This window comes from Streptomyces roseolilacinus, from assembly GCF_014649335.1.
GTDB classification, from domain to species: Bacteria; Actinomycetota; Actinomycetes; order Streptomycetales; family Streptomycetaceae; genus Streptomyces; species Streptomyces roseolilacinus.
The window spans coordinates 371,532-384,021 of record NZ_BMSV01000003.1 but is presented as its reverse complement, the minus strand read 5'-3'; the positions used below and the strand labels follow the sequence as shown (position 1 = coordinate 384,021).

Here is a 12,490-nt window from a genome sequence, read left to right as displayed (position 1 = left end):
CGGAGCCCCGGCCGGAGGGTGCTCCCCCGGCCGGGGCCGTCGGCGGCGTGGACGGCCGGTCGCTCAGTCCTCGGCCGGGGTCAGGCGCAGGGAGACCGAGTTGATGCAGTAGCGCTGGTCCGTGGGGGTCGGGTAGCCCTCGCCCTCGAAGACGTGGCCCAGGTGGGAGCCGCAGCGGGCGCAGCGGACCTCGACGCGGACCATGCCGTGGGAGCGGTCCTCCAGGAGCTCGACGGCGTCGCTGTCCTTCGGGTCGTAGAAGGACGGCCAGCCGCAGTGGGACGCGAACTTCGTGCGGGACGTGAACAGCTCCGCGCCGCACGCCCGGCAGGAGTAGACGCCCTCGGTCCCGGTGTCGGTGTACTCGCCGGTGAAGGGGGGTTCCGTGCCGGCCTCGCGCAGGACGTGGTACTCCTGCGGCGTCAGTTCGGCGCGCCACTGCTCGTCCGGCTTCTCGACCTCGTACGGCATGGTCTGCTTCAGCTCCCTCTGCTCGGGTCAGTCCGCCAGGCGGTCGAGGATCCTCGGGCCGAGGTCCGTGACGTCGCCGGCGCCCATGGTGAGAACGAGATCGCCGGGCCGGGCCATTCCCGCGATCAGCCCGGGCACGGCGTCCTTGTCGGGCGCCGGGGTGACCTCGGCGCCCGCCGCGGTGGCCGCGTCGGTGATCAGGGCGCTGGTGACGCCCGGGACCGGGTCCTCGCGGGCCGGGTAGATGTCGAGGACCAGCGACCGGTCGGCGAGGGCGAGGGCCTGGCCCATCTCCGTGCCCAGCTCCTGCGTGCGGGAGAACAGGTGCGGCTGGAAGACCACCAGGAGGCGGCGGTCGGTGCCGGCCGCGGCGCGCATCGCCTCCAGGTCGGCGGTCATCTCGGTGGGGTGGTGCGCGTACGAGTCGATGACCTGGACGCCGGCGGCCTCGCCCTTGAGCTGGAGGCGGCGCCCGACGCCGGTGTACGCGGTGAGGGCCCGGGCCAGGTCGGCCGGGTCGACGCCCGCGCGCGTGCCGGCGGCGAGGGCGGCGGCGGCGTTGTGGGCGTAGTGGCGGCCGGGCACGGAGACCGTGAAGGTGTGCTCGCGCCCGTCGAGGACGACGCTGACCTCGCTGGTCATCCCCTTCGGGGTGATCCGGCGGATCCACACGTCGGACCCCTCCGCCTCGCCGACGCGCAGGACGTGCAGGTCCGGCCGGCCGGAGACCCGAGCGGCCAGCTCGCGGGCGCCCGGGTGCTCGCCGACGACGAGGGTGCCGCCGCGGGGGACCTTGGCGACGAACGCCTCGAAGGACTCGTAGATCTCCTCGAGGGAGGCGTAGTTGGCGTGGTGGTCCAGTTCGACGTTGAGGACGACGGCGACCTCGGGGTCGTACTTCTGGAAGCTGCGGTCGCTCTCGTCGGCCTCGGCGACGAAGAGGTCGCCGGCGCCGTGCCGGGCGTTGGTGCCGGGGCCCGCGAGGTCGCCGCCGATGGCGTACGACGGGTCGAGGCCGAGCTCGGTGAGGGCGACGGCGAGCATCGACGTGGTGGTGGTCTTGCCGTGGGTGCCGGCGACGGCGACGGCGCGCAGGCCCCTCATCACCGCGGCCAGCGCGTCGGAGCGGTGCACGACGGGGACGCCGAGCTGCCGCGCGCGGGCGAGCTCGGGGTTGTCGTCGCGGATGGCGCTGGAGACGACGACGCAGCTGCTGTCGTCGGCGAGGTGGTGCGCGGCGTGGCCGATGTGGACGGTCGCGCCGAGGGCGCGCAGCGACGCGGCGGTCTCGGACTCGCGCGCGTCGCTGCCGGCGACCTTGGCCCCGCGCTGGGCGAGGATCTTCGCGATGCCCGACATGCCGGCGCCGCCGATGCCGATGAAGTGCGGCCGTTCCATTGCGGCAGGGATGGCGGGTGCCATGCGGATCTCTCCCCGGGGTGTGGCGTACGTGCGGGGGCCCAGCCTATTCGTTGTGGGCGAAGAGCTTGAGCACCGGTACGCCGACCTTGTGGCGGGCGCGGGACGCCCAGTCCCGGTGGAAGAACTCCTCCACGTAGTGCGGGGCGGTCAGCACGATCACCTCGTCGGCGTCCGCCTCCTCCACGACGGCCTTCATCTTGTCCAGCGGGTGGTCCTCGACGACCTGGCCGACCGCCTCGCAGCCGACGTCGCGCAGGGCCTGCACCGACCGTTCCAGGGCCGCCTCCGCCGGGCGTCTCGCCTCCGTGCCGGACGGTTCCTCGCCCTCCTTGGCCGCGTCCTTCAGCGCGCCGACGGCGACGTCGTCGATGGCCCGGAGCAGTACGTCGGCCTGGTCGCCCCGGGGCTGCATGAGCACGATGAAGGAGACGGTCTCGTCGCCGTGCAGGGTCGTGACGAAGTCCACGTCCACGGACGACAGCGGTTTCTCGATCATCAGAACGCTTGTGAACACCTTGGAAGCCCTTCTGCGGAAACCATCCTTCCCCGTGCCCGGACGGGGTCTGCGAAGGTAAGTCTGCCCGGCACAGGGTAGGCGGAACGGTTAATTCCGATCTGTTGCGCGATCAGTGTCTCCCCCGTCTGTCCGCCCCGGACCGGTTCACACCGGGGCGGTCCGGCGGTACCGCGTGAAGAGGAAGCCGTCCTCCTCCAGCACGGACGCCAGCGCGAACCGCGACGGCACCGCCACGGCCGGCCCACCCGCGATGCGCTGCGCGTCCCCGGCGGTGAGCGTGGGGGACACGGTCAGGCACAGCTCGTCCAGCACCCCGGCGGCCACGAACTGGCCCAGCAGCCGCGGTCCGCCCTCGGTGAGCTGCCGGGTCAGCCCGCGCCCGGCCAGCGCCTCCACGGCGCGCCCCGGCTCCACGCCCGGCCCGTCGCCCGCGACGACCACCTCCGCCCCGGCCCGCTCGGCCTCCCGCACCCGGTCGGGCGGCGCGGCGGCGCCCGTGAGGACCAGGGTCGGCACGAGCGGCGAGGTGAACAGCGGCAGCGAGAAGTCCAGGTCCAGCGAGGCGCTCACCACGGCGATGGCGGGCGCGGGCCCCTGCCCGGCCGCCGCCCGGCGCGCGGCGAAGGCCTCCCGCGCGCGGGCCGGGCGGTAGCCCTCCAGGCGTACGGTCTCGGCGCCCACGACGACCACGTCGGCGAGCGCCCGCAGCGTGCCGAAGATCCGCATGTCGGCGGCGGAGGAGATCGGCTCCGAGCGCCCGTCGTGCTGGGCGGCGCCGTCCAGGGACGACACCATGTTGGCGCGCAGCCACGCACCGTGCGGGGCCCCGGCGGCCGGGTAGGCGTACGCCTCGGCCAGCTCGTCGAGGGACCACTCGCGGCCCTCCCCCACGGCGGCGGGCGCGGCGGGGCCGGCGGGGACGGGGGGTGTCTGGTCGGTCACAGGGAACAGGCGTCGCATGTCGTGCAGTCTGGCACGGCCCTTACAGTGGGGAGCGTGTCGACGAGTGCCCTGACCGAAGCGGTCCCGCTGTCCCTGTGCGCCCGCGAGCCGCACGTCCCCGCCGATCGCCTGGTCGCCGAGATGGTGCCCCCGCCGCGCTTCGACGGCGTGCGCTTCGACACGTACATCCCGGACCCGAACCAGCCCAGCCAGGCCGAGGCCGTCCGGGTGCTGGCCTCCTTCGCCGCCGGCCTCGACGGGGCGCACGCGGGCGGCGCGGGCCGGCGCCGCTGGTTCTCCCGGAAGCCCGCCGCCCCCGCCGGTCCGCGCGGGGTGTACCTGGACGGCGGGTACGGCGTCGGCAAGACGCACCTGCTGGCGTCGCTCTGGCACGCCACGCCGGCCGAGCCCGAGCTCAAGGCGTTCGGCACCTTCGTGGAGCTGACCAACCTGGTCGGCGCGCTCGGCTTCCAGCAGACCGTGCGGACCCTCGGCGGGCACCGGCTGCTGTGCATCGACGAGTTCGAGCTGGACGACCCGGGCGACACGGTGCTGGTGTCCACGCTGCTCGGCAAGCTGGTCGAGTCGGGCGTCGCCCTGGCCGCCACGTCGAACACGCTGCCGGGCAAGCTGGGCGAGGGCCGGTTCGCCGCCGCCGACTTCCTGCGCGAGATCCAGGGCCTGTCCGCGCACTTCCGGCCGCTGCGCATCGACGGCGAGGACTACCGCCACCGCGGGCTGCCCCAGGCCCCGGCCCCGTACGCGGAGGAGGAGGTCACGCGGGCCGCGCACGCGACGCCGGGCGCCTCCCTGGACCACTTCCCGCAGCTGCTGGAGCACCTGGCGCGGGTCCACCCGAGCCGGTACGGGGCGCTCACCGAGGACGTGGCGGCGGTCTGCCTGACGGGGGTGACGGCCGTCCCCGACCAGTCGACGGCGCTGCGCCTGGTGGTCCTGGCCGACCGGCTGTACGACCGGGAGATACCCGTGCTCGCCTCCGGGTTGCCCTTCGACCGGCTGTTCGGGGACGAGATGCTGAACGGCGGGTACCGCAAGAAGTACTTCCGGGCGATCTCGCGGCTCACCGCCCTGGCGCGGGACGCCAAGGGGCTGGTCACGCAGTAGGTTGGGGGGCCGTAAGCCCCACCGTCCACCGTCCTGGCGCCGCACGGCGCCGGAAGGGAACCCGGCATGGCCACCACGCGTCACGCGCACACCGTCTGGGAGGGCAACCTCACCGAGGGCACGGGCACCGTGACCCTCGACTCCTCCGGCATCGGCTCCTACCCGGTCTCCTGGCCCGCGCGCGCCGAGGAGCCGGGCGGCAAGACGAGCCCGGAGGAGCTCATCGCGGCCGCCCACTCCAGCTGCTTCTCCATGTTCCTGTCGGCCGTCCTCGGCAAGGCCGGCACGCCGCCGACCCGGCTGACCACGAAGGCCGACGTCACCTTCCAGCCCGGCACGGGCATCACGGGCGTGCACCTCACGGTCGAGGGCGAGGTCCCCGGCATGGACGAGGCCGCGTTCGCCAAGGCCGCGGAGGAGGCCAAGGCGGGTTGCCCGGTCAGCCAGGCGCTGGCGGGCACGACGATCACGCTGACCGCGAGCCTCGCGGGCTGAGCGGCACCACCGCCCCGAGATCCGGCCGCCGCCCCGAAGGGGGTGGCGGCCGGACCCGTTTCCGGGGCGGACCCGTTTCGGGGGGCGGCGGGGTGGACGGACCGGGGGCGGGCGTGCCGGAGCGGGGCGGGGGGCGCACCGGCGGCGGGTGCACCGGGTCGGGCGGGGGCGGCCGTACCGGCGGCCCCGAGGGGCGCGAAAGCCGCACCGTCCGCACGGTTCACCTCCCGCCACACAGCGTGATACACGTGTGCGGTTCCGTCACGTCCGTGTTCCTGTCCGCCAGCAGGGAGATGCCATGTCCGCAACACGACGTCACATCCTCGCCCGCACCGGCACCGCACTCGCCGGGATCGCCTTCAGCGGCGCGCTCACCGAACTGTTCGCCGGTACGGCCGCCGCGTCCGCCCACACCGGAAGCACCGGCTACGGACCGCTCGTCCCCGATCCGGACGGCCTCCTCGACCTCCCCCGCGGGTTCCGCTACCGGGTGCTGTCCCGCGAGGGCGCGCCGCTGCGCTCCGGGGAGGGCGCGGTACCGGGCCGGTACGACGGCATGGGCGCCTTCGCCGGTCGCCACGGCCGCGTCCACCTGGTCCGCAACCACGAGAACGGCGCCCGGGTCGCGCTCGGCGTCCCGGCCGTGCCCGGCCTGACGTACGACCCGGCGGCCAAGGGCGGCTGCACGGCCCTCACGCTCGACCGGACGGGCGGCGTCCTCGACGAGCGCGTCGCCCTCGCCGGCACGGCCGTGAACTGCGCGGGCGGCCCCACCCCGTGGAACACCTGGCTCACCTGCGAGGAGACCGAGGACCGGGCCGGCACCAACGGCTACGCCGAGGACCACGGCTTCGTCTTCGAGGTCGACCCCGCCGACCCCCGCCGCTCCGGGGCCGTCCCGCTGACCGCCCTGGGCCGCTTCCCGCACGAGGCCGTCGCCGTCGACCCGCGCACGGGCGTCGTCTACGAGACGGAGGACGCGTTCGACCGGCCGTTCGGGCTGTTCTACCGGTTCCTGCCGAACCGGCCCCTCGGCGGCCCCGGGTCGCTGAGCGCGGGCGGCGCCCTGGAGGCGATGCGCGTACCGGACGTGCCGGACCTGTCCGCCGTACGGGAGCCGGGCACGTCGTTCGACGGCGTCGAGTGGGTGCCCGTGCCGGACGGCCGGGCGCGGCACACCCCGATCCGGTTCCAGGACTTCGGCCCCCGGGGCGTCACCCACGCGCAGAAGCTGGAGGGCTGCTACTGGGGCGGCCGGTCGGTGTACTTCGTCTCCAGCTACGCCCGCGCCTCCCAGGGCTCGGCCGCCGACCACCACGGGCAGGTGTGGCGGTACGACCCGTACCGGGGCCGGCTCACGCTGGTCGTCGTGTTCGGCCCGGACACCGACCCGCGGTTGCCCGGCGAGGCGCCCGACAACATCTGCCTCGCCCCGGGCGGCGGGCTCATGGTGTGCGAGGACGGGGGCGGGGCGCAGCACGTGTACGGGCTGACGCGGCGCGGCGAGGTGTACGCGATGGCCCGCAACGCCCGGGCACTGGCGTCCGACGGCTCCGGGGGCGCCACCGAGTGGGGCGAGTTCGCGGGCGTCACCTTCTCGCCGGACGGCCGGACGATGTACCTGAACTGCTACGCGCCCGGCACGACCTTCGCGGTGACCGGGCCCTGGCGGTGAGCGGGTCCTGACCCCGGGCGGGGCCACACGGGCTACGCGGGCGACACAGACGACACGGCGACGGCGTCGGGCAACTGATCGGATACTTTCCGATAGTGACATTTTCTGCACGACGTCTGTCGGTTCTGGCCGCCCTGTGGGCCGTCCTGGCCGGTTGCGGGGCCCCTCCCCCCGCGGCCGGCCCCACGGACCGGCACCCCGGCGCCGCCCCCTCCGCCCAGGCGTCGCCCCGGACCGGGGCGGCGGCCTCCCGACGCACCCCGCCGACGATGGCCCCGGGGCCGAACGGCCTGACCCCGGTCTTCGAGCGCCGCGTCGCCGACACGGGCGCGGCGGCCGCCGAGAAGACCGTCGCCCTCACCTTCGACGCCGACATGACGGCCGATCAGGGACCGCGCGCGGCACGCGGCGAGCGGTTCGACAACCCCGCCCTCATCGCGACGCTCCGCCGTCTGGAGGTCGACGCGACGGTGTTCATGACGGGCCGGTGGGCGGAGGAGTACCCCGACCAGGCCCGGTCCATCGGCACGGACCCGCGCTTCGAGATCGCCAACCACTCCTACAGCCACCACGCCTTCCGCTCCCCCTGCTACGGCCTGCCGACGCTGTCCCGCCAGGAGATGGCGGCGGACGTCGACCGGGCGTTCGCGGCGCTGCGCGCGACGGGCGCCCGCAACGTCGTGCCGTACTTCCGCTTCCCGGGCGGCTGCTACGACGACGCGGCGCTGCGCGCGCTGGCGCCGGCGAGGGTCACCGCCGTGCAGTGGGACGTGGTGAGCGGCGACGCCTTCGCGACGGACGCCGACGCCGTGGCCGAGCAGGTGCTGGACGGTGTGCGGCCGGGCTCGGTCGTCGTGCTGCACTGCACGCTGAGCGCGGCGCCGGTCACCGAGCAGGCGGTCCGCCGCATCGTCCCGGAGCTGCGGGCGCGCGGCTACCGCTTCGTGAAGGTGTCGGAGCTGATGGCCGCGGGCTGAGGCGGGCCCTCAGCCGGAGCAGGCGGTGCGCTGGGCCTCCTGCCACTCGCACACGGGGCACAGCGTGGCGCCCCTGGTCGACTCGGGGTACTCCGTGGGTTCCCCGCAGAGCACGCAGTCCGCGAACGGCCCGGCGGTACCGGTCCCGGCCGCGGCATCGGCTCCGGTCCCGGCCGCCGGGGAGGTACGGGTCGGGTCGTCCGGCGCTCCGCGGTGGGCACCCTCGTGGCTCTCGTCCATGCTCACGACTGTAGTCCTGTGCGCCCGCACCCGGCTCCCGGCGCCGGGGCGGCCCCGCCCGGCTGGCAGACTGGGGCCGTGAGCAGCGAGAACGTCATCGAGACCGACGAGCGGGACGCCGCGCCGCAGTTCGTCCTGCCGCTCGTCGTGCGGATCGAGAAGGCCGCGCCGCCGGACCGCACCGACGCGCTGGAGACCGCCGCGCGAGCCGTGCTGGTGATGCTGTCGGACGACCGCTCGACGGGCGACGGCGCGTGGGCGCGGGCCGTGCGCGACTGGGAGGACGCCCGCATCCGCAAGGTCGTCCGGCGTGCCCGGGGCGCGGAGTGGCGGCGCGCCGAGCGGCTGCCGGGCATCACGGTCACCGGCGCGGGCGCCGAGGTCCGGGTCTTCCCGCCCGTCCCGCTCGACGGCTGGCCCAAGGACCTGGCGCGCCTCCAGGTCTCCGGCACCGAACTCGCCGACCCGTCCGGGCCCCCGCCCCCCGCGCCGGGCGGCGCCGTGCTGTGGCTCAACCCCGGGCTGCGCATGTCGACCGGCAAGGAGATGGCCCAGGTCGGCCACGGGGCGCAGCTGCTGTGGTGGGCGATGGACGACGCCGCCCGCTCCTCCTGGCGGGAGGCGGGCTTCCCCCTCGCGGTCCGCACCGCGGAGCCCGCGCGCTGGGCCGGCCTGACCGCGAGCGGCCGCCCGGTGGTGCGCGACGCGGGCTTCACCGAGATCGCCCCGGGATCCGCCACGGTGGTCTCCGACTTCTCCCCCGCCGCCTGAACGCCCCGTCCTCCCCGTACGTGCCTCCCCGCGCCGGTCCGCGGGCCCGGTGAGCGGGATCGGGAGGCCCCAAGCTCAAATGAAGCTCTGAAAGCGGGACCCGGGGGTTCGGCGCCCGGTGGCGGGGCCATGACCCCTCCAGCGGCACGGAGGAGGGGGCACATGACGGAGCTGGGCACAGGCATCGGCTGGCGGCCGGAGATCGCGGAGGCGGTGGAGCGGCTGCCCGGCGTCGACTGGGTGGAGGTCGTCGCGGAGAACGTGTGCGCCGACCACGTCCCCGCCTCCCTCCTCCGGCTGCGCGAGCGGGGCGTCACCGTCGTCCCGCACGGCGTGTCCCTCGGCCTCGGCGGCGCCGGCCGGCCCGACGAGGCGCGGCTGGCCCGGCTCGCCGCCACCGCGACCGCGCTGGGCGCGCCGCTGGTGACCGAGCACATCGCGTTCGTACGGGCCGGGGGGCCGCTCACCGCGTCGCCCGCGATGGAGGCCGGGCACCTGCTGCCGGTGCCCCGCACGCGGGAGGCGCTGGACGTGCTGTGCGAGAACGTCCGCATCGCGCAGGAGGCGCTGCCCGTGCCGCTGGCGCTGGAGAACGTGGCGGCGCTGTTCTCCTGGCCGGGCGACGAGCTGACGGAGGGCCGGTTCCTGGCGGAGCTGGTCGACCGCACCGGCGTACGGCTCCTCATCGACGTGGCGAACCTCCACACCAACCGGCTCAACCGCGGGGACGACCCGGCCGAGGCCCTCGCCGCGCTGCCCGTCGAGGCGCTCGCGTACGTGCACGTGGCGGGCGGCGTGGAGCGCGACGGCGTCTGGCACGACACGCACGCCCACCCCGTGCCGCCGCAGGTCCTCGACCTGCTGTCGGAGCTGGTGTCGCGGGCGGCGCCGCCCGGGGTGCTGCTGGAGCGCGACGACGACTTCCCGCCGGAGGACGAGCTCGCGGCGGAGCTGGCCGCGATCCGGGAGCGGGTGGCCGCGGCGGGGACGCCGGGGCGCCCGGCGGGCACGCGGCGGGAGGTGACCGCGACGGCGCGGAGGGACCCGCGGCACGGACCGGCCGGGGACGCGCGGCACGGACCGGCGGAGGACCCGCGGCGGAAGGCGGCCGCGGCGGCCCCGGAGCGGGTGCGGGAGCGGCTGGGGCTCGCCCAGGCCGCGCTGCTGTCGGCGCTCGTCGCGGGGACCCCCGCGCCCGAGGGCTTCGACGGGGCGCGGCTGCGGTTGCAGGGCCGGGCGCTGGCCCGGAAGCGGGCGGGGATCGTCGCGAAGCTCGCACCCGAGCTGCCGGAGCTGCTCGGGGAGGACTACCGGGAGGCGTTCGTGGCGTACGCCCGGGCCCGTCCGATGCCGGGCGGCTACCGGCAGGACGCCCTGGCCTTCGCCCGGCACCTGCTCGACGCGGGCCGGCCCGGGGACGGCCGCGCCCGGCGGCGGCTGTACCTGTGGTGGGCGGAGCGCTCGGGCCCGCGCCCACCGGGGAGGGCGGCCCGGCTGGTGCACGCGGCGCGCGCCGCGCTGGTGGGGTGACGCCGGTGCGGCGCGCAGGAGACTGCGCGCCGCACCCGGAGCCGGACCCGGTGTCGCTGGAGCGGCGGACGGGAAGCGCCCGCCGTCTGATCTTCCGGGTCGAGGGGTGGCGGCCGGTCGTGCCGGACGCCACCAGGTCTCAGGCCAGCCCCGCCACCAGGTCCGCCACGTCCTTGCGGCGGCCCGTGAAGAACGGGACCTCCTCGCGGACGTGCCGGCGGGCCTCGCTGCCCCGCAGGTGGCGCATGAGGTCCACGATGCGGTGGAGCTCGTCCGCCTCGAACGCGAGGAGCCACTCGTAGTCGCCGAGCGAGAACGACGCGACCGTGTTGGCGCGGACGTCGGGGAAGCCGCGGGCCATCTTGCCGTGGTCGGCGAGCATGCGGCGGCGGTCCTCGTCGGGCAGCAGGTACCAGTCGTACGAGCGCACGAACGGGTAGACGCTCACGTAGTCGCGCGGCGTCTCGTCCGCGAGGAACGCCGGGATGTGCGACTTGTTGAACTCGGCGGGGCGGTGCAGCGCCATGTTCGACCACACCGGCTCCAGCGCGCGGCCGAGCCGGGTGCGGCGGAAGAGGTTGTACGCCTCCTGGAGCTGGTCCGAGGTCTCGGCGTGCCACCAGATCATCACGTCGGCGTCGGCGCGCAGCCCGGACAGGTCGTAGGTGCCGCGGATCGTGACGTCCTTGGCCGCGAGCTGGTCGAACAGCTCCTGGACCTCCTCGGCGTAGCCGCCGCGGTCCTCCGGCAGAGCGTCGCGCAGCTTGAAGACGGACCACAGGGTGTAGCGGATGACCTCGTTGAGGTCCTTCGCCTTCTTACCGGCGTTCGGGATCTTTTCGGGCGCACTCATACGGCTATTCTCACTCGTCGCTCACCGTGCTCGGCGCCGGGGTCGGCGTGGCGAGGATCTCGTCCGCCGCCCGCCATCCGTCCGCGACGACCGCGGGGATGCCGACGCCGTCGTACGCCGCGCCGCACACCCGCAGTCCGGGCAGCGCGGCGACGGCCCGGCGGATGCGGGCGACGCGCGCGGGGTGGCCCACCGGGTACTGCGGCAGGCCGCCGGTCCAGCGGGTCACCTCGGTGGCGACGGGCTTCGCGGCGATCCCCACGGCGTCGCCGAGGTCGCGCAGGGAGACCGCCACGAGGTCGGCGTCGTCCCGGTCCAGGTACTCCTCCTCGCCGTACCGGCCGATGGAGGTGCGCAGCACGAACAGGTCGCCGGCGCCCTCGTCGACCCAGCCCCACTTGCGGCTGGAGAACGTGGACGCCTTGATCGTGCGGCCGTCGACGGGCGGCACGAGGAAGCCGGACCCGGCGGGTACCGAGGCGACGTCGGCGCGCCGGAAGGCGAGGGTGACGAGGGCCATCGAGGCGTACTCGACGGCGGCGAGCTCGGCGGCGGCGGCCGGGGACTCGGCGGCGAGGAGCTCCGCGGTGGGCCGGGCGGGCGTCGCGAGGATCACCGCGGCGGCGTGCAGGGCCCCGCGGTCAGTGCGGACCTCCCAGCCGTCGGGGCGGCGGCTCAGGCCGCGGACGGGCGTGTTCGTGCGGATCTCGCCGCCCGCCGCCGTGATCGCCTCGGCGACGGCGAGCGGGAGCCGCCCGATCCCGCCGGCGATGCCCGCGAACGCGGGCCCGGCCGGCGCCTGGGCGGCGGCGGCCTGGACGGCCCGCACCGCGTCGGTGAGCGTCGTGTGGCGCCGGGCGGCCTCGAACAGCTTCGGCACGGCGGCCTTCATCGAGATCCGGTACGAGTCGCCCGCGTAGACCCCGCCGAGGAGGGGTTCGACGAGCCGGTCGACGATCTCGCGGCCCATGCGCTCGGCCACGTACGCGCCGATGGCGACGTCGTCGCCGAGCTCGGCGGGCGGCAGTTCGCGGTCCCGCGCGACGGCGCTCAGGCCCTCGCCGGACAACAGGCCGGCCAGGGCGCCCGGGTCGCCGGGGACGCCCATGACGTGGCCCTTGGGCATCGGCCGCAGCGCGTCGCGGGTCCACACGAAGGCCGTGGCCGTGGCGGGCGGCTGGAGGCGGTCGCCCAGGCCCACGGCACGGGCGAGCTCGACGCCCTCGGGGCGGCGGGCGAGGATCGACTCGGCGCCCAGGTCGACGGGGACCCCGGCGATCTCCCCCGCCTGGAGCTTGCCGCCGACCCGGCCGGCGGCCTCCAGCAGGGTCACGCTCCGGCCGGCGCGGAGCACCCGGTGCGCCGCGGCGAGTCCGGCGATGCCGCCGCCGATGACGACGACCCGTCCGCGGGCCGTGTCCACGTTGTCCGTGTTCATGGGGACCACTGTCTCAAACGCCGGACCGGGCCCC

The 12,490-nt window shown here is 75.7% G+C and carries 13 protein-coding genes; 6 read left to right on the top strand and 7 right to left on the bottom strand.

What is annotated here, in order from left to right:
* Window positions 1-63: 63 nt before the first annotated feature.
* From msrB to IE106_RS08980, 4 genes are all read right to left on the bottom strand, one after another.
* Window positions 64-471 (bottom strand): peptide-methionine (R)-S-oxide reductase MsrB, encoded by a 408-nt coding sequence (msrB, locus tag IE106_RS08995; RefSeq protein ID WP_189531726.1) that lies wholly within the window; start codon window positions 469-471, stop codon window positions 64-66.
* Window positions 472-498: 27 nt separating this feature from the next.
* Window positions 499-1,893 (bottom strand): UDP-N-acetylmuramate--L-alanine ligase, encoded by a 1,395-nt coding sequence (gene murC / locus IE106_RS08990; RefSeq protein WP_189531724.1) that lies wholly within the window; start codon window positions 1,891-1,893, stop codon window positions 499-501.
* 43 nt (window positions 1,894-1,936) lie between these two features.
* The gene (locus tag IE106_RS08985) at window positions 1,937-2,407 is read right to left on the bottom strand and encodes an indole-3-glycerol phosphate synthase (RefSeq protein ID WP_189531722.1); all 471 of its coding nucleotides are present in this window, start codon (window positions 2,405-2,407) and stop codon (window positions 1,937-1,939) included.
* Between the two features lie 147 nt (window positions 2,408-2,554).
* Window positions 2,555-3,370, bottom strand: a complete 816-nt coding sequence (locus tag IE106_RS08980; RefSeq protein WP_189531720.1) for a pyrimidine reductase family protein — start codon at window positions 3,368-3,370, stop codon at window positions 2,555-2,557.
* 36 nt (window positions 3,371-3,406) lie between these two features.
* On the opposite strand from IE106_RS08980, the gene zapE reads away from it, so the two are divergent.
* The 4 genes from zapE to IE106_RS08960 all read left to right on the top strand — a co-directional run bounded on the left by zapE (window position 3,407) and on the right by IE106_RS08960 (window position 7,624).
* Window positions 3,407-4,477 (top strand): cell division protein ZapE, encoded by a 1,071-nt coding sequence (zapE, locus tag IE106_RS08975; RefSeq protein ID WP_189531718.1) that lies wholly within the window; start codon window positions 3,407-3,409, stop codon window positions 4,475-4,477.
* A 66-nt stretch (window positions 4,478-4,543) separates the two neighbouring features.
* Window positions 4,544-4,972 carry an OsmC family peroxiredoxin gene (locus IE106_RS08970; RefSeq protein WP_189531716.1) on the top strand — a complete coding sequence of 143 codons (429 nt, stop codon included), beginning with the start codon at window positions 4,544-4,546 and terminating at the stop codon, window positions 4,970-4,972.
* A gap of 298 nt (window positions 4,973-5,270) precedes the next feature.
* Complete coding sequence (locus IE106_RS08965) at window positions 5,271-6,647, top strand: alkaline phosphatase PhoX (RefSeq protein ID WP_189531714.1); 1,377 nt, start codon at window positions 5,271-5,273, stop codon at window positions 6,645-6,647.
* 95 nt (window positions 6,648-6,742) lie between these two features.
* Entirely contained in the window at window positions 6,743-7,624 is an 882-nt protein-coding gene (locus IE106_RS08960; protein ID WP_229840197.1) for a polysaccharide deacetylase family protein, read from the top strand.
* 9 nt (window positions 7,625-7,633) lie between these two features.
* On the opposite strand, the gene IE106_RS08955 is transcribed toward IE106_RS08960, so the two are convergent.
* The gene (locus IE106_RS08955; protein ID WP_189531712.1) at window positions 7,634-7,864 is read right to left on the bottom strand and encodes a hypothetical protein; all 231 of its coding nucleotides are present in this window, start codon (window positions 7,862-7,864) and stop codon (window positions 7,634-7,636) included.
* 78 nt (window positions 7,865-7,942) lie between these two features.
* Here IE106_RS08955 and IE106_RS08950 point away from each other — a divergent pair, with 78 nt between their 5' ends.
* Window positions 7,943-8,635 carry an aminoacyl-tRNA hydrolase gene (locus tag IE106_RS08950; RefSeq protein WP_189531710.1) on the top strand — a complete coding sequence of 231 codons (693 nt, stop codon included), beginning with the start codon at window positions 7,943-7,945 and terminating at the stop codon, window positions 8,633-8,635.
* Between the two features lie 162 nt (window positions 8,636-8,797).
* Window positions 8,798-10,165: an MbnB/TglH/ChrH family RiPP precursor modification enzyme gene (locus tag IE106_RS08945; protein WP_189531708.1), complete on the top strand. Its 1,368-nt coding sequence runs from the start codon at window positions 8,798-8,800 to the stop codon at window positions 10,163-10,165.
* Between the two features lie 139 nt (window positions 10,166-10,304).
* Here IE106_RS08945 and hemQ read toward each other — a convergent pair whose 3' ends face one another.
* Together hemQ and hemG are read right to left on the bottom strand one after the other, a co-directional pair.
* Window positions 10,305-11,018, bottom strand: coding sequence for a hydrogen peroxide-dependent heme synthase (gene hemQ / locus IE106_RS08940; RefSeq protein ID WP_189531706.1), 714 nt, complete (start codon window positions 11,016-11,018; stop codon window positions 10,305-10,307).
* Window positions 11,019-11,028: 10 nt separating this feature from the next.
* Window positions 11,029-12,456, bottom strand: a complete 1,428-nt coding sequence (hemG, locus tag IE106_RS08935; protein WP_189531704.1) for a protoporphyrinogen oxidase — start codon at window positions 12,454-12,456, stop codon at window positions 11,029-11,031.
* Window positions 12,457-12,490 lie beyond the last annotated feature (34 nt).